Source organism: Micromonospora rhizosphaerae, assembly GCF_900091465.1.
Classification (GTDB): domain Bacteria; phylum Actinomycetota; class Actinomycetes; order Mycobacteriales; family Micromonosporaceae; genus Micromonospora; species Micromonospora rhizosphaerae.
This window is the reverse complement of record NZ_FMHV01000002.1, coordinates 2,922,174-2,939,029: the sequence shown is the minus strand read 5'-3', so window position 1 is coordinate 2,939,029 and position 16,856 is coordinate 2,922,174. Positions and strand designations below refer to the sequence as shown.

The following is a 16,856-nucleotide window of genomic DNA, read 5'->3' as shown; positions in this document are numbered from 1 at the left end:
CGTGACCCAGTCTGTGCACCAGCGGATCGCCGACGAGCTCGGCGTCACCGAACGGCAGGTACGCGCGGCCGTGGAGCTGCTCGACGGCGGCGCCACCGTGCCGTTCATCGCCCGCTACCGGAAGGAGGCCACCGGCCTGCTCGACGACGCGCAGCTGCGCACCCTCGAGGAGCGGCTGCGCTACCTGCGCGAGCTGGACGAGCGGCGCGCCGCGGTGCTGGAGTCGATCCGGAGCCAGGGCAAGCTGGACGAGGCCCTCGAAGCGCAGATCATGGCGGCCGACTCCAAGTCCCGGCTGGAGGACATCTACCTGCCGTACAAGCCGAAGCGGCGGACCCGGGCACAGATCGCCCGCGAGGCCGGGCTGGAGCCCCTCGCCGACGCGCTGCTGGCCGACCCGTCGCAGGACCCTCGGGAGACGGCCGCCGGGTTCGTCGACGCCGAGCGGGGCGTCGCCGATCCGGCCGCCGCACTGGAGGGCGCCCGGGCCATCCTCATCGAGCGGTTCGCCGAGGACGCCGACCTGATCGGCACGCTGCGCGAGCAGATGTGGTCGCGGGGCCGGCTGGTCTCCCGGGTACGCGACGGCCAGGAGGCCGCCGGGGCCAAGTTCGCCGACTACTTCGACTTCGCCGAGCCGTACACCAGGCTCCCCTCGCACCGGATCCTCGCCATGTTCCGGGGCGAGAAGGAGAAGGTGCTCGACCTGACCATGGACCCGGAGACCGAGGGCGACTCCGACGCCGTGCCGGCCGGCCCGAGCCGGTACGAGGCGGCGATCGCCGGCCGGTTCGGCATCAGCGACCAGGGCCGCCCGGCCGACCGGTGGCTGGCCGACACCGTGCGCTGGGCCTGGCGTACCCGGATCCTCATCCACCTCGGGGCGGACCTGCGGATGCGGCTCTGGCAGGCGGCCGAGGAGGAGGCCGTCCGGGTCTTCGCCACCAACCTGCGCGACCTGCTGCTCGCCGCGCCCGCGGGCACCCGCCCCACGATGGGGCTGGACCCGGGCCTGCGCACCGGTGTGAAGGTGGCGGTGGTGGACGCCACCGGCAAGGTGGTCGCGACCGACACCATCTACCCGCACGAGCCGCGCCGGCAGTGGGACGCCTCGGTCGAGACCCTGGCCCGGCTCGCCGGCGCGCACGGGGTGGAGCTGATCGCCATCGGCAACGGCACGGCCAGCCGGGAGACCGACAAGCTGGCCGGCGACCTGATCAGGCGGCACCCGGAGCTGACGCTGACCAAGGTGGTGGTCTCCGAGGCCGGCGCGTCGGTCTACTCCGCCTCCGCGTACGCCTCGCAGGAGCTGCCCGGGTTGGACGTGTCGTTGCGCGGCGCGGTCTCCATCGCCCGCCGCCTCCAGGACCCGCTCGCGGAGCTGGTCAAGATCGACCCGCGCTCGATCGGCGTGGGGCAGTACCAGCACGACCTGTCCGAGGTGAAGCTGTCCCGCTCGCTGGACGCGGTGGTCGAGGACTGCGTCAACGGGGTCGGGGTGGACGTGAACACCGCCTCCGCGCCGCTGCTCACCCGGGTCTCCGGCATCGGTGCCGGGCTGGCGGAGAACATCGTGCTGCACCGGGACGCCAACGGGCCGTTCCGGTCCCGCGCGGAGTTGAAGAAGGTGCCCCGGCTCGGCCCGAAGGCGTTCGAGCAGTGCGCCGGCTTCCTGCGCATCCCCGGTGGCGACGACCCGCTGGACTCCTCCAGCGTGCACCCGGAGGCGTACCCGGTGGTGCGGCGGATCCTGGCCGGCACCGGGCGGGACCTCCGCTCGCTGATCGGGCAGAGCGCGATCCTGCGCGGACTGAAGGCGACTGACTTCGTCGACGAGACCTTCGGCCTGCCCACCGTCACCGACATCCTGCGCGAGCTGGAGAAGCCGGGACGGGACCCGCGGCCGGCGTTCCGGACGGCCTCCTTCGCGGAGGGCGTGGAGAAGATCAGCGACCTGGTCCCCGGCATGCTGCTGGAGGGCGTGGTCACCAACGTCGCGGCCTTCGGGGCGTTCGTCGACGTGGGGGTGCACCAGGACGGCCTGGTGCACGTGTCCGCCATGTCGAACACGTTCGTCAAGGACCCCCGGGACGTGGTGAAGTCCGGTGACGTGGTCCGGGTCAAGGTGCTCGACGTGGACGTGCCCCGCAAGCGGATCTCGCTCACCCTTCGGCTGGACGACGAGACGTCGGCCGGTCGCCCGCAGAGCGACGCCGGCCGACGCGAGCGCGGCGACCAGGGCGCCGGACGCGGCGACCGGGGCGGCTCGCGTGGCGGCCAGGGCGGATCGCGCGGCGACCGGGGCGGGTCCCAGGGCGGGCCGCAGCAGCGGCAGGGCCGGGGCGGGTCCCAGGGCGGGCCGCAGCAGCGGCAGGGCCGGGGCGGGGCTGCCGCACCGCCGGCCAACAGCGCCATGGCCGACGCGCTCCGCCGGGCCGGACTGGCCTGACCGGGCAGCGGCCCGGTGCCACCGACGTGGTGGCCCCGGGCCGCTGCCGCGGTCAGTTCGGGTGGAGGGCCGTGGGGTTCTCGGCCAGCCACTGCTCCATGGTGTCGTCGCGCACCGCCGCGAAGAGCTTCGCCGAGGCTGGCGTGTCGGGGAAGATCACACTCTGGTCGCCGACCATCCCGGTGCCGGTTGTGGGAGTGGTCAGCATGGTCAGGTCCTGGACGCCGAGCCCGCGCAGGCTCCAGATGGTGTCGAAGAGCGGCAGCTCCCGGTCCACCTGCACGGCACCGGCGGTGGCCCGGAGGAAGTCGTCGAGCTGCGCCGGGTTGGCCAGGATGCCCCTGCGCCGCACCTCCTGCATCACGGCGGCCACGATGGCCTGCTGGTGACGCATCCGGCTGTAGTCACCGTCGATGAATTGATGGCGCTCCCGGGCGTACTCCAGGGCGACCGCGCTGTTCATGCGATGCACGCCGGGCTGGTAGACCTGGCCGCCCGCCGCGTCGGAGGTGAACGGACGGTCGACGGTGACGTCCACCCCGCCCAGCGCGTCGATCACCTTCGCGAAGCCGACGAAGTCCACCAGGACGACGTGGTCGATGCGGACTCCGGTGAACTCCTCGACCGTCCGGACCAGCAGCGGGGTGCCACCCCAGGCGTACGCCGCGTTGATCTTGGCCATCCTCGGTCCCCCTCCGACCTCCGGAGGAGATTCGGGGATGGTGGTCCAGGTGTCCCTCGGTATCGAGATGACCTGGGCCTGGTTCCGACTGTGCGGCACGTGGACGAGCATGATCGTGTCGGTACGCGAGGTGGCCTCGCCCGGCTCCAGCTGGTCCTTGCCCACGACGAGGAAGTTCAGCGCCGAGTCCGCGGCCCGGACCGGTCGCTGCGCCTCCTGCAGCCCGTTGAAGGCCTCAACCTTCTGGACCTGCTTTTCCAGTGACCGCACGTAGAGCCACCCGCCGACCCCACCGCCGCCGATCACCAGCAGGAGCACGAGGGCAGCGACGAGGATCGTCAGCCGGGCCCACCGACTCCTCGGCACCCACCGTCGACGTCGCCGTCGACCGGGGTGGTCGTCCCGCGGATTCCATGGCGGTCGGGACGACCGCCCTATTGCGCCAGGAAGCTGCTCCACCATGAATCGTGACATTAGCGGCTAAAAACGGCGCGGGCGGTCGAATCGAGGAATGCCCGCGCGGAGCTACCTGGGACCGTCCCGGCCGGCGTGCGGGCGGGACTGTTCGGCGCCGCGGCCGCAACCGCCGCCGTTTGTCATCTGAGCGGGCGGTCGGGATGGCGACTCTGTCCCGGTGCGGACGCCGCCGAATCGGCGGCTGGACCCCGAGGGCGCCTTCGGGTGATCGGCCCGGTGGTACGGCGGGCCACGTTCCACCACCAGAGATGCTGCACGGCCAGGGTCAGCAGGCCGGCGAGCACGATCGCGCACATGTTGATCAGCAACTGAAGCGCCGACCCGGCGGCCTCGGGCCAGACCCCGTAGGCCGCCGCGACCCCGACGTTCGCGGCGGCCGGCACGGTGGTGACCGAGATCAGCACACCGACCAGGGAACCAGACTTCTTCGACGTCAGTGAGAGCATGCCGGCGACCCCGGCCAGCAGGCCGACCACCCAGGAGAGCGCGTCCGGCCGCCAGATGAAGTCGGTGAGCGGCCGGTCGGCCAGCAGCATGTCCCGGTTGACCAGACCGGCGGCCGTGAGCGCCCAGGTGCTCAGCACGGTGGCGACCATGGCGACCAGGAAGCCCACCACCAATGCCTGGACCGAGCGTCCGATGATCTTCGCATTGCGGCGCAGCAGGGCGACACAGAGGGCCGCGAGCGGGCCGAACTCGGGTCCGACCACCATCGCGCCGATGATGAGGATGGGCTGGTCGAGGAGGACGCCAACGCCGGCGATCATGGTGGCGACCACGATCAGGGCGAGGAACGTCCCGGACAGTTCCGTCTGCTCACCGGTCTTCGCGGCGATCTCGTCCCAGACCAGCGCGTCGGCCCCGCTGCCCGGAGCGTCCCGGGCGGCCCGGACGGCCGCCCCCGACAGGGTCAACTCCACGTCGTCGGCGGCGATCCCACCGTGCGCCTCGACCCCCAGTTCGCGGAGTCCGTGCAGCACGCCGTCCGCGCTCTCCCGCACGACGTCGCAGAGGATCAGGTCACCAGCGGGCTGGCGGGCGGCTCCGCTGAGCACGGCCAGGTGGGTGACCCCGGGATCCGCGGCCAGCAGGTCGGCCACCGCCGCCGACTGATCGGCGGGAGCGATGATCCTCAGGTGCAGCATTGGGTCCCCCAACCAGCCGGTTGGTAAGCATTCGTGGCCGGACCACCCTACTCGACCCTCGGCGGCAGTACGGGTCCCCGTTCTCGCTCGGAGATATGGACGTTTCCCCACCTACTGGTACAGAACGGTCCTAATATTCCCAGGGCGTACCACGAGCGTGGGAGGACCTTCATGGCTGTTCCTGTCCGGACACCCGGTCGACCGACGGTCGCCTACCGCAAAGCACCTCTTCGGTGATGGATCGGATCCTCCTCTCACCTGCCGACGTCGGCCCCCTCGAGGAGTCATACGTCCTGAACGCACTCCGCTCGGGGTGGGTGGCACCGGCAGGTCCTGACCTGGCGGCATTCGAGCGCGAGGTCGCCCAGCGGGTGGGCTGCGGGCACGCCGTCGCGTTGGCATCGGGTACCGCGGGCCTGCACCTGGCCCTACTCGCGCTCGGCGTGGGGCCCGGGGACACGGTCGTGGTACCCACACTCACGTTCGCCGCCACGGCCAACGCGGTCGTCTACACGGGCGCGGAACCCGTTTTCATCGACTGTGAGCCGGCGACGGGCAACCTTGATCCCGGCCTCCTGCAGGAACTGCTCCGCGACCTACGAGACAAGGGCCGCCGGGTCGGGGCCGTGATGCCCGTGGACATGTTCGGGGCGTGCGCCGACTACACCCGAATTCTTCCGCTCTGCGCGGAGGCCGAGGTTCCCGTCGTGGAGGATGCCGCCGAGGCGCTGGGGTCGACCCATCGGGGGCGGGCCGCTGGATCCTTCGGCCGAGCCGGGGTCTTCTCGTTCAACGGCAACAAGATTATCACCACGTCCGGTGGGGGGATGCTCCTGTCCGACGACGGCGATCTCGTCGCTCGCTGCCGGTACCTGTCGACCCAGGCCCGTCAGCCGGTCCCGCACTACGAGCACACCGAGGTGGGCTACAACTACCGGTTGAGCAACCTGCTCGCCGCGCTCGGCAGAGCCCAACTACACCGGTTGGACGACATCGTGACGCGGCGCCGACGATTGCGGGAGCGCTACTCCAAGCTCTTTGCCGCGGTTCCCGGCGTGCGACTGCTCGCCGAGGAGGACCACGGGGCCAACTGCTGGCTCACCACCATCGTGGTCGATCCGCTGGTTGCCGGGTGGCGGGCCAGGGAATTCGCCGCCCACCTCAGCGCGCAGCACATCGAAACCCGACCGGTATGGAAGCCGATGCACCTGCAGCCGGTCTTCGCCGGCGCGGAGGCGCTGCTCACCGGCACGGCCGAGCGCCTCTTCGCGGACGGCCTCGTCCTACCGAGCGGCTACGGTATGACCGAGGACCAGGTCGTCCGCGTCCTCGATGCGATCGAGCAGTTTGTGGACCTCCGATGAGCGTCAGCTTCGACCTCCGCACCGACGCCGCCCCGTCGTCCTACCCGGACGTCTACTTCACGCCGGGATACGGGGCGGCGGTGGCATCTGCCGAGGGCGCCACCTGGCACCTCGCACACGCCTCGGACCGCATGATGGTCCCGTACCTCGTCCGACCGGTCGCCGACGGGATCAGTGACGCGGCGAGCCCCTACGGTTACTCCGGCGTTCACATCAACCCCGATATCCCCAGGAGCGAGGTGAACCGCGTCTGGTCGCTGCTCCTCGAGCATTGGCGGGACAGCGGCCTCGTGACCGTCTTTCTGCGCTTCTCTCCGCTGGAACCAGGGTCGGTCGAGGTCATGCGTACGCTCGGCCTGGTTCCGATGACGCGACGAGCCGACACCGTGACAGTGGCGGTCTCCCAGGGCTCCGGCACGACCTGGGATCGCCTGGCGGGAAGGTGCCGCACGGCGATACGCAAGGCCCGGCGGGTCGGGATGGAGGCGTCGGTACGGCCGGTGGAGGAGGCCGACCTGACGGCCGGCTCGACATTCCGGCGGCTCTACGAGCGGACCATGACGCGGGTCGGTAGCTCGCCCAGCTACATCTTTCCCGACCGCTACTACCGAATGCTGCTCGACGGGCTCGGCAAGGCACTCTTGATCGGAGAGGTTCGCGACCGCGACGGCATGGTGGTGGCCTCGACCCTCCTGATGCAGCACGCGGATCGGGTGCATTACCACCTCGCCGGCTCGGACACCGCGGCAGCACGGAGCGGCGCCAACAACCTGCTGCTCTGGACCGTCTTCGAGTGGGCGGCGAACTGCGGCTACGCATGGGTACACCTGGGCGGAGGCGTACGGGCGGACGACAGCCTGTTCCAGTTCAAGCGCTCCTTCGGCGGCGCTCGAACGGAGTTCTGGACGGGATCGCTCGTCCTCGACAAGGCCCGGTACGACGCCCTGGTGGCTCAGCACGCTGCGCGGCTTGATCGGCCGCCAACCGAACTGCTCGACTCGGGATTCTTCCCGGCCTACCGGTGGGAGGTCGGATGACCACACCGACCGCGCAGGCGATCAAACGGGTCCTGGACATTTCGCTGGCAAGCATCCTGTTGCTGCTGCTCAGCCCGGTCATTGCGGCCGTCGCCCTGACCATCTTCGTCACCTCGGGACGACCGATCCTCTTCCGGCAACTCCGTCCCGGTCTACACGGCAGACCATTTCTGCTCTGCAAGTTCCGGACCATGCGCGCCCCACTGCCTGGCGAGCAGCGATGGACCACCGACGATGTCCGGTCCACCAGGATCGGCCGATTCCTCCGGCGGACCAGTCTGGACGAACTGCCCGAGCTCGTCCAGGTGGTCACCGGGAGGATGAGCCTGGTTGGCCCCCGACCGCTGCTGATGGAGTACCTGCCCCGCTACAACGCGCGGCATGCGCGGCGGCACGTGATGAAGCCCGGCATCACCGGTCTGGCCCAGGTGAGCGGGCGACGCTCGCTGACCCTCGGCCAGCGGCTCGACCTGGACATCGACTACATCGACAACTGGTCGCTGCGCCTGGATCTGCGGATCCTCGTCCGCACCCTCGGTGAACCGTTCCGTCGAGGCGAGATCCGCGGGCAGTCGCTGACAGAGGTCGACGATGTCGGCCTGCTCGTGCCGACGCTGGAGCGGAGCGAATGAGCCGCACGGCACGCTGGGAGGTTGGCTCGTCCTTCCCGCTCTGGTCGGGCAACGGATCAGGATGGGTGGACGCCCCCCAACCGCTGCGACTGTACGGCTCGGGCCGGCAGGCACTCGCCGCACTGCTCCGCTTCGGCGAGCGAACGTACGGATGGACGCGGGTCCATCTCCCGGCCTACTACTGCCCCCCGGTGGCCCGGGCAGTGTCGGAGATCCTGCCAGTGTCCCGGTACGACACGGGCCCGGAATCACCCGCCGTGCGGCCCGACCCCGGGCCGACCGAGGTGGTGCTTTCGGTGTCCTACTTCGGCGGATCGCCGGTGACGCCCGTCCAGCCCGGTGCCGGCCTCATCGTCGACGCCACTCACGACCCGCTGGCACCGTGGCTGACAGAGCTCCGTCCGGACTACGTCGTCGCCGGGTTGCGCAAGACCCTCCCCTTGCCGGACGGCGGTGCCGTCTGGTCCCCGCAGGGGCACAGCCTGCCGCCGAAAGCCGCACTGACCCGCACGCATCTCGCCACCGTCGCGAGAATCCTGTCCGCGATGGCGATGAAGGCCAGCTACCTCGCCGGCGTCGGCGACGACGCCGAGAAGGAGCGCTATCTCGCTGCTTATGCCTCTGGCGAGGAGGGTCTGGGCGACCCGGGGATCAGCGGGGCGTCCGACTACACCCGGCACCTGCTGAGGCTGCTGCCGGTCCACGACCTGCGGCGGCGGCGCCAGCGGAATGCGAGGACGCTGGCGGATGCCCTGGGTGAGCTTCCGGGCGTCGAGGTGAGACGGTACCCGTACGGGGTGGTCCTGGTCGTCGAGTCCGCTCGACGCCGTGCGGAGGTCAAGAGCGGACTGATCACGGAGCGCATCTACCCGGCGGTGCTGTGGCCGATGGACGGACAGGACGCTCCGGAGCGGCTCCACGCGTACTCGGAGCGGATGCTGCTGCTGCACAGCGACTTCCGCTGGCGGTCGAGGGACATGAAACGTGTGGCGGCTGTTGTTCGTGCACAGCTGATCGGAACACGGGACACGGTGGTGGACGACATCCGTGCCGTGGACCCCGGCCTGCCGGGGATGCGCAGGCCGGCACCGACAAGGGCCGCGACGGCGGGCCCGGAAGGAGTGGCATGTTGAACGGGAGACTCGTCGAGCTCCGACCCATGATCGCTGAGGACCTGGGCTTCCTGGCCACGCTGGCCAACACCACGTCCGTACGCGCGAACGTGGTGGGGTGGGACTGGCCGGTCGCGCCGGACGGGCAGCGGGAGTGGCTGGACAAGGCGATCCGCGACCCGAAGAACCACCGGCTGACGGTGACCGATCTGGCCACCGGAAAGCCAATCGGGCTGGCCGGCCTCTGGGAGTTCGACTGGCACAACCGCTCCGCCATTGCTCCCATCAAGATAATGCCAGGGCTGGCGCCGAAGGGCGCCGGCACCGACACGATCATGCTCGTGATGGCGTGGGCCTTCTACGAGGTGGGCCTGCACCGGGTGCATGGCAGCATACTGGACCTCAACGCGGCGAGCTTGGGCTTGTACCTCCGCCGCTGCGGCTGGCGGGAGGAGGGACGGGAGCGCGAGTCCATCTTCCGCCGCGGTGAGTGGCACGACCTGATCCGGGTCGCGGCGCTCCGGTCCGACTTCGACGCCCTACCGGACGCGGAGGAGTACGTGGAACGGGTCTGCGGCACGCAGATGCGTTCCTCCCCCGCGCCTCTGGTGAACCAGTGGCAGGCCGCGGAGGCAGTGGCCCGTGCGTAAGCGGCCGGGACGCCGGCGGCGGGGCGGCCGAACCTGGGAAGGTCGGCCGCCCCGCTTTCTCTGGAGTGACGTACGCGAGCTGACGAGCGGCTCGCGGGCGTTCGAACCGGTGTCCCGCGCCGCCTTGCCGGCTCAGCCGTCGGCGGTGACCGTCACACGGGGTTCAGGCCCAACAGGTCCGCCAGCCGGAGCGGTCCGGCCGGTTGCGCAAACCCACGAGCGCTGGCTGAATCCGACCAGCGCAGCAGGCAGGCTCCGACCGACATGCCGCCCCCGAAGGCGGTGAGCAGCACGAGGTCGCCGGCACGCAACGCGCCAGATCGACTGGCTTCGTCGAGCGTCACAGCGACCGATGCGCATCCGGTGTTGCCGTACCGTTCGAGGGTGCGGTGCACGACCGCCTCGGTGAGGCCGACGTGCTTCACCAGTTCGTCGAGCATGACGCCGTTGGCCTGATGCGGTACGAAATGCTCGACCATGCTCGGCAGCACATCGTTGCGGGCGAGCAGCGTGGCAAGGGCCGGCGGGACGTGCTCGGCGACGAACTCCCGGACTGCCCGACCCTGCATGCGAAAGAAGTGCTCACCAGCGGCAACCGTCTGCGGCGATGCGGGCCGACGCGATCCGCCGGCCTCGATCCGGATGAGCTGGCATGCGTCGCCACAGCTGGTCAACTCGAAGTCGATGAGTCCGTACTCGTCCGAGGCCGGGCCCACCACTGCCGCTCCGGCACCGTCGCCGAAGAGCACCGCGGTCGCCCGGTCCCGGAAGTCGAGGGTCCGGGAATAGACGTCCACACCGACGACGAGCGCGTGCGCGCCGGGACGCGTCGCCACCAGGGCCCGGGCGACGTCGAGCGCGTACACGAAACCGGCGCAGACCACGTTCAGGTCGAGGCAGGCGGCGTTCGACGCGCCGAGGACGCGTTGCACGAGGTGGGCGGTGGGTGGTTGAGGTGAATCCCCGGTGGACGTGGCGACGATGAGGTAGTCCATTCGGCTCGCCTCGAGGCCCGCGTCGCACAGGGCGCGGACTGCCGCCGCCGCGGCCAGGTCCGACGCCGCCTGGCCCGGCGCGGCGAACCTCCGTTCCTGGATGTGCGTCTTGCGCTCGATCCAGTCGGCGGTGACGCCGACGAGTTCACCGATCCGCTCGTTCGGCACCGCACGCTCTGGGACGTACGAACCCGTCCCGATGATGCTGATCTGCCGCGCCGCGGTCATACAGTTCTCCGTCCTCACTGTGTTACACCTTGTTGGCGACGGTGGACGCCGGACGCAGGGAGACATCGCGAACAGCCTCGTAGAAGCGGCGCCAACTCGCCTGCAGGATCTCTGCCGAAAAGTCCCCTGCCCGTGCGAGATTTCGTGCCGATTCCTTGGACATCCGCTCCGGGTCCGCCAACATGCGATCGATTGATTCCGCCAACCGGGCGGGGTCGCCTGGGGGCACCAGGGCATGTCTCGGCAGGACCTCCGGTATGCCGCCCGCCGCTGAACCGATTGCTGGGAGGGCTCTGGCCATTGCTTCAACGAGGGCCCGAGGCAGACCTTCGATACGTGACGGCATGACGAAAAGATCGCCCGCGTCAAGCTTGTCTCGTACCGCATCGCCGGCGGGTAGGGCGCCGGCGAACGTGATCCGACCGGAGATCCCCAGGTCCGCCGCCATGCGTTCGAGCTGCGGTCGGAGCCTGCCATCCCCGACATGGACGAGATGGAGGGCTGGGCGGCTCGCCGCGAGCCGGGCAACCGCGGCGATGAGTACATCGACTCCTTTGGACTGCTGCTCCAGCATTCCTACCGAGACCAGCCGGTGGGCGCCCTGAAACACGCTCGCCGGCCGCGAAGACGGGGCATAGGCCGCCGCGGCAAGATCGACATCGGAGCAGGCTATGGCGGGGGCGCCGGCACGGACAGGGTACTTGGACTGCAAGGATGCTTCGGTCACATACGAAGCGGCTGCGGCGAATCGGCATTGCTCCACCATCCGTGAGGTGAAGACGCGACGGAAAACCGGTCGGAGTGGATGATCGGCCGCGCCCCGCGCGAACTCCTCGTACGGATCGCCGATCACCTCGAGGGCGTACGGCTGCCGACGGCGCCGTAGCTCATCACTGAGGACGGTGGCAATTTGACCTGGAACGCGGAGGATGTATGCGTCATGAGGCCCAACCGCGGCCGTGACGGCTCGGCGGATGCTCCTGCGTTTCATCAGGTACTGGCGGGGGCCCTGGTAGTAGGGCACCGGCCATACCTCGACGTCCGGACCATCAACGGAGTAGGCGCCGTCGGGTAACGAGGCGACGTCCCTGACTCGCGCCACGATCCGCACCGCGTCGAAGGCCATCAGGTAGCGCGCCCATACGGAGTAGCCAGGGCCGGACCGGGTCCACACCCGCCCGTCAGGAGTGCGCGCGAAACGCGACTCCGACGCCACCACCACCCTCACCGCGCGCCTCGCACAACAGAAGAACACGGCCTGCCCTGGATCCGCCGGTCGGCAATGTATGCATTCATGGAGTCCACCTCGACGCTTGTCGAATGATCAGAGGCGTGGTCGGAAATGGAACAAGGTCCGCCGCGGGCGGCCCTGGACCGGGGCGTGCCGCGAGGGCATTCGGCCGGGGACAGCGTTCCGCCCCAGCCGCACGACCCCCAATGCGGTGACAGTCGCCAGCCACCCGCTCAGCGCCCTGACCAGGAAGACGACCGGGCCGTTCGGCAGGGGCTGCCTCCTGCCACTGCTTGCCGGTCCACCTGGATACCTCGTCAGCCTAACCCGGGCAATACGGATGTAAGGAACATACGGGGAAAACCTGCGCGAGACCTCCCTGGCCTGCGGCCCACGTCCCGCACCGTCCGGTTTGCTCATTCCGGAGACACCCACGCCTGGCGGCCGTAGCCTTACTCTGCTCCGGAACATCCGGTTTAGGAACGTTTGATGGATATTGCCGGGTTAGCCGTCCGGCATGACCTGGTCAAGCGGGTGCTCGAGTTGTTCTCAGCGATGCGTGCGGCCCACTGACCGCCCAGCCCACTGGGACTCCGCCGATGCCGAGACACCGGCTCACCACCGGCCGAGCGCCTCACCGGGCGGCACACCAACAGGCCGCCCGGTGCCCTACCCGATCCAGATTGGAGCCCCCATGTCCACCCACGCCCGTCGCCCCTCGCCCAGGCCCGAGCCCTCCGCCGAGGCCCCGCGTCCGGGGGCCGGGGTACGGTCCGGCCCCGGGGTCACCCCCCGCCGGGAGGAACCGGCACACCGTCCGTTGCGGGTGGTCGTCCTGCTGAAGACAAACAGCGGAGGATTGTGGGTCCTTCCGCAGATAGAGGAACTTCGTCGTCGAGGGCACCAGGTGACGCTGATCATCCCGCCTGGCCCCGGACGCCTGACCGCGGAACTGCAGCGACGCGACTTCGAGGTGATCGCTTCGCCCTTCACCTTCTCCTTCCGGAAGACCGCGGCGACCCTGCGCGGCCTGTGGGAACTGCGGAAGCTGCTGCGCCGGCTCCGGCCGGACGCCGTCCAGTACCACCTCTACGCGTCAGCGCTCGCGGCGCGGCTGAGCACCCTGGCGCTGCCGCTACGGCGGATACACGGCGTCGCGGGACCGCTCTACCTCGAGTCTCCCCTGATCCACGCGGTGGAACGGCTGATGTGGCGGCTCGACCACGTGATCATCTGCGGCACGGAACACACGTCAGCGCTGTACGGAGCCCTTGGGTGCCCGGCCGACCGACGGCCGGTGGCTACGTACGGCATCGACATCGAGCACTTCGCCCCGGATCGAACCGCTGACTCGACCGCCGCAACGGATGACGGGGCTCCAGCCGACCGTCGCGCCAAGGCGCGGGCCGACCTGGGCATCGCCCAGGATGCCTTCGTCGCGGTCATGGTCGCCTTTGTGTACCCGCCCAGGCGTCTGGTCCATCGGGGCCGGGGCATCAAGGGCCACGACATCCTGCTGGAAGCGTGGCGGCGCTTCCGGGCCGAACACCCCGGGGCCCACCTGCTGCTGGTGGGTGGCGGATGGGGGCCCGCCGGTGAGGCCCACCGCCGGGACCTGATCAACCAGTTCGGCGTCACGGACGACCGGACCGTGACATGGCTGGACACGGTGGCCGATGTCCGACCCTGTTACATCGCCGCGGACGTCAGCGTCAGCCCTTCGCTGTCGGAGGGCCACGGGGCCGCGGTCGGCGCGAGCGCGATGGGCGTGCCGAGCATCGTCAGCGATGCCGGCGGACTGCCGGAGACCGTGGACGAGAGCAGCGGCTGGGTCATTCCCCGAGGCGACGTGGCGGCCCTTGCCGATGCGCTCGCGACCGCTTACCGGGAGTTCGAGGCGGGCCAGCTCGCCGCACGTGGTGAGCGGGCCCGCCAACGCGCCGTGGACCTCTTCGATGAATGCGCGACCGCGGTCCTGGTGGCGGACGTCATCGAAGACAGCGTGCTGCATCGATGAGAACCGTCCTTCCCACGACGAAAGGTCCCTCCCACCGGTGCGCGGTCTGAGGGACCTTTTTCGTCGTATCAACCAGCCGGGCGCCGTCAGCCTCCGTCCTTGTCGGAGCGCCGGGCGGGGGCGTGCCGAACAACGACCCCGCGCAGGATCTCCAGGAAGCGGGCGAGCTGGTCCTCCCGGAAGAGCCCGTCCAGGGCAGAGGACGGGGTGGCCGGAATGCGGCCGGTACGCTCCTTGACGGCCAGCCACTCGCGGAGGTGGGCCGCGATCGCCTGCGGGTCGTTGCAGACGAGCCCCGCACCTCGTTCGTGGAGCAGCTTCGCCGCCACCCCCCCTTCGTACCCGAGCAGCAGGATCGGACGTCGCGCCAGGAGGTAGTCGTAGATCTTGCCGGTCATCGTTCCGACGTCCCTCGGGTCGTTCCACAGCAACAGAACGAGCGCGTCCGCGTCGGCCTGAATCCGCCAGGACTTCTCGACGGAGACCGGTCCGAGGATGGTGACAGATTCGGCCACGCCGGCGCGCTCGACGGCCGCGCGAACGAGACCGTGGTCCTCACCCGCGAAGACGACATGGACACGTGCGGCGTCCGGGCCGAGGAGCGCGATCGCGTCCAGCAACGGACCGGGATCATACTTCCGCGGGTAGATGTAACCGGTGTATGCCAGGGTCAGGGTGGGCGCCGCCCGGTCGGCGATGTCGGAATCGGAGCGGGCACCGACCGAAGCAGCGGTCACGTGGACCGGCCGGCGGTCGATACCGTTCATGATCACGTGGGCGTCGACCCCGAACGTGCCCCGCAGGCCCTCAGCGATCGGCTCGGAGACGGCAACGCACACGGCAACCGAGCGGAGCACTCGTTTCTCTATCCGGCGGTCGACGGCGCGGCGCAGCGCCGACCGCACCCAGTACTCGTCGGCCGACCAGGGGTCCCGGTAATCGGCGACCCAGGGCGCGCCGAGCCGGCGGGCCAACGCTGCGGCCACCACGAAGCCGGAGAAGGGCGGACCGGACGCGACGATCACGTCCGGCCGCCAGCCGTCGTGCCTGCGGAGGAACCCCCGGATGGCCGGCCGAACCCAGTTGACCTGCGTATCCGGGACAAGGAGTTCCGTACCGGCCCTCCGTATCCAACGGAAAGCCGTGCGCCGGACGCCGGCGAGCCTGAGCGTTCCCATCGCGGGCCGGGCGGCGGTCGAGTCCGGGCCCGCGCCGCTCGTCCCTTTGAACCGGGGAAGCGGGGGCGCCGGTAGGGCCCGGACGACCCGTTCCTCGGGGATCCTGGTCGACGCCTCGCCCTCCTCGACCGGGAAGGCGGTGAGGACACGTACGTCCCACCCTTGTTGCAGGGCGAAGGCAGCGAGGGCCGCCGGCCTCCGCGTGCCCACCGTATCGGAGGGCGGGAAGTGGTAGGAGACGAGCAGCATCCGGGGCGGCGTCTCGGGATCACTCTGCATATCCTGAATACCCTCTTTTCCGGCGGATAACCAGAGCAACGACGCAGAACGCTCGGAGGAGCGCAATACCCCCGCACAAGGTGCAGCGGACCGTCAGCTTCTTGGCGACAGCTGGCGCTCGTCGGTGTCCTCGACCTGCTCCGCCTGCCGGCTGCCGGCCGTCACTGCCTGCAGCGACATCAGCCACGACGCGGCGTAGGCGAGGGATCCGGAGATGCTGAGGGACCAGACCGCAACCAGCGGCGACGCGCCAGCCATGGCAACGGCGGAGACCGTACCTGCGACCACCAGGACGCGGCCCACGTCCCAGGCCAGTTGGAGGCCCTGACGCTCGAAGACGACGAGCGTCTGCGACAGCGGCGAGGCGACGAGTTGGACGCCCGTGTAAACCGCCAACGCCTGCGCATACACGCCGCTGATCGCCCACTCCGGACCGAAGATGACCGAGAACAGCGGCGGCGCGGCGACGGCGAGGGCGAGCGCGCTAAAACCGGCGAACAGCGTCAGCTTCCGGCTCGCCAGGACGAAGATGAGCCGGCTGTGGCGGGGGTGTTCCCGCGCCGCTCGGGAGATCTCCGCCAGGTAGACCTGGGCGACCGCCGTCGCCACCAGGGCGGCGGGCATCGCAATCACCCGCTGGGTCAGTCCCAGCCAACCGGCGACGGAGCTGCCGTACCAGTAGGCGATGAGCAGCACCGGGAGCTGGGTGCCGAGGATGTTGAGCAGCCCCGACGGCGCCAGCAGGAACGGGAATCGGCAGTACCGGCGGGCCATGTCGCGCAGGTGCCGGCGGTCGCGTCCCGCCCGGGCCTCCGCGCCGCGCAGGCCCGCGTCCCGCAGCAGGACGAGGGCGGCGGCGACCGGCCCGACACCGAAGCCCAGGACCATGCCGCCGGGGCGCAACCCGGTGACACCCGCGGTGAGCTGCGTGACCACGGAGACCAGGGACTGGAAGAAGTTGCGCCGGCCGATCGACCCGTAGCGGCGGTGTCGGATGGCGAGCTGGTTGAGCACGAGGACGACTCCCATGGCGGCCGCCGCCGGCGAGACCACCCACAGCCAGAGTTCCAGCTCGGGCTGACCGAAGAGCCGGGCGATCTCGTCACCGACCGCCAGCACCCCAACCGTTCCCCCCACCGCCGTGACACCGGTGGCGGCCAGCCCGAGGGCGACCAGCGCCTGGGCGTCGCGCTCCCGCTCGGGAAGCGGAATGGCCAGGTCGAAGCGGAAGGCGGCCACCGTTCCGATCGTCGTCGCCAGCGCCGCGACGACGGCCAGGACCCCGAAGTCGGCCGGACCGTAGATCCTGGACAGCAGCGGGGCAGCCGCCAGGGCGAGCAGCTGGCCGCCGGCTGACCCGGCGACGATGGCGACCACGCC

General features: G+C 70.2%; 13 protein-coding genes. 7 read left to right on the top strand and 6 right to left on the bottom strand.

The genetic code is table 11. The features are described from left to right. Position 1 precedes the first annotated feature (1 nt). Positions 2-2,449 carry a Tex family protein gene (locus GA0070624_RS14135; protein ID WP_245718784.1) on the top strand — a complete coding sequence of 816 codons (2,448 nt, stop codon included), beginning with the start codon at positions 2-4 and terminating at the stop codon, positions 2,447-2,449. Positions 2,450-2,501: 52 nt separating this feature from the next. On the opposite strand, the gene GA0070624_RS14130 is transcribed toward GA0070624_RS14135, so the two are convergent. Continuing rightward, complete coding sequence (locus GA0070624_RS14130) at positions 2,502-3,497, bottom strand: LCP family protein (RefSeq protein WP_245718783.1); 996 nt, start codon at positions 3,495-3,497, stop codon at positions 2,502-2,504. 230 nt (positions 3,498-3,727) lie between these two features. Then, positions 3,728-4,753 carry a DUF389 domain-containing protein gene (locus GA0070624_RS14125; protein ID WP_091341199.1) on the bottom strand — a complete coding sequence of 342 codons (1,026 nt, stop codon included), beginning with the start codon at positions 4,751-4,753 and terminating at the stop codon, positions 3,728-3,730. Positions 4,754-4,989: 236 nt separating this feature from the next. Between GA0070624_RS14125 and GA0070624_RS14120 the strand changes: the two genes are divergently transcribed. From GA0070624_RS14120 to GA0070624_RS14100, 5 genes are all read left to right on the top strand, one after another. After that, the gene (locus tag GA0070624_RS14120; protein WP_091341197.1) at positions 4,990-6,117 is read left to right on the top strand and encodes a DegT/DnrJ/EryC1/StrS family aminotransferase; all 1,128 of its coding nucleotides are present in this window, start codon (positions 4,990-4,992) and stop codon (positions 6,115-6,117) included. After that, positions 6,114-7,154: a GNAT family N-acetyltransferase gene (locus GA0070624_RS14115; RefSeq protein ID WP_091341195.1), complete on the top strand. Its 1,041-nt coding sequence runs from the start codon at positions 6,114-6,116 to the stop codon at positions 7,152-7,154. The genes GA0070624_RS14120 and GA0070624_RS14115 overlap by 4 nt, the downstream gene beginning before the upstream one ends. Continuing rightward, positions 7,151-7,786: a sugar transferase gene (locus GA0070624_RS14110; RefSeq protein WP_218105155.1), complete on the top strand. Its 636-nt coding sequence runs from the start codon at positions 7,151-7,153 to the stop codon at positions 7,784-7,786. Before GA0070624_RS14115 ends, GA0070624_RS14110 begins: the two co-directional genes overlap by 4 nt. Positions 7,787-7,851: 65 nt before the next feature. Beyond that, positions 7,852-8,919 carry a hypothetical protein gene (locus GA0070624_RS14105; RefSeq protein WP_091341193.1) on the top strand — a complete coding sequence of 356 codons (1,068 nt, stop codon included), beginning with the start codon at positions 7,852-7,854 and terminating at the stop codon, positions 8,917-8,919. Next, positions 8,913-9,548 carry a GNAT family N-acetyltransferase gene (locus tag GA0070624_RS14100; RefSeq protein ID WP_091341191.1) on the top strand — a complete coding sequence of 212 codons (636 nt, stop codon included), beginning with the start codon at positions 8,913-8,915 and terminating at the stop codon, positions 9,546-9,548. The genes GA0070624_RS14105 and GA0070624_RS14100 overlap by 7 nt, the downstream gene beginning before the upstream one ends. 152 nt (positions 9,549-9,700) lie before the next feature. On the opposite strand, the gene GA0070624_RS14095 is transcribed toward GA0070624_RS14100, so the two are convergent. Continuing rightward, positions 9,701-10,771: a 3-oxoacyl-ACP synthase III family protein gene (locus GA0070624_RS14095; RefSeq protein WP_091341189.1), complete on the bottom strand. Its 1,071-nt coding sequence runs from the start codon at positions 10,769-10,771 to the stop codon at positions 9,701-9,703. Between the two features lie 22 nt (positions 10,772-10,793). Continuing rightward, the gene (locus tag GA0070624_RS14090) at positions 10,794-11,999 is read right to left on the bottom strand and encodes a glycosyltransferase (RefSeq protein WP_141715012.1); all 1,206 of its coding nucleotides are present in this window, start codon (positions 11,997-11,999) and stop codon (positions 10,794-10,796) included. 829 nt (positions 12,000-12,828) lie between these two features. Between GA0070624_RS14090 and GA0070624_RS14085 the strand changes: the two genes are divergently transcribed. Continuing rightward, positions 12,829-14,019, top strand: coding sequence for a glycosyltransferase (locus GA0070624_RS14085; protein WP_245719154.1), 1,191 nt, complete (start codon positions 12,829-12,831; stop codon positions 14,017-14,019). Between the two features lie 86 nt (positions 14,020-14,105). Here GA0070624_RS14085 and GA0070624_RS14080 read toward each other — a convergent pair whose 3' ends face one another. Together GA0070624_RS14080 and GA0070624_RS14075 are read right to left on the bottom strand one after the other, a co-directional pair. Next, a complete protein-coding gene (locus GA0070624_RS14080) occupies positions 14,106-15,476 on the bottom strand; it encodes a glycosyltransferase (RefSeq protein WP_091341183.1) in 1,371 nt (456 codons plus the stop codon). 93 nt (positions 15,477-15,569) lie between these two features. Then, positions 15,570-16,853 (bottom strand): lipopolysaccharide biosynthesis protein, encoded by a 1,284-nt coding sequence (locus tag GA0070624_RS14075; protein WP_176731695.1) that lies wholly within the window; start codon positions 16,851-16,853, stop codon positions 15,570-15,572. Between the last annotated feature and the right edge of the window lie 3 nt (positions 16,854-16,856).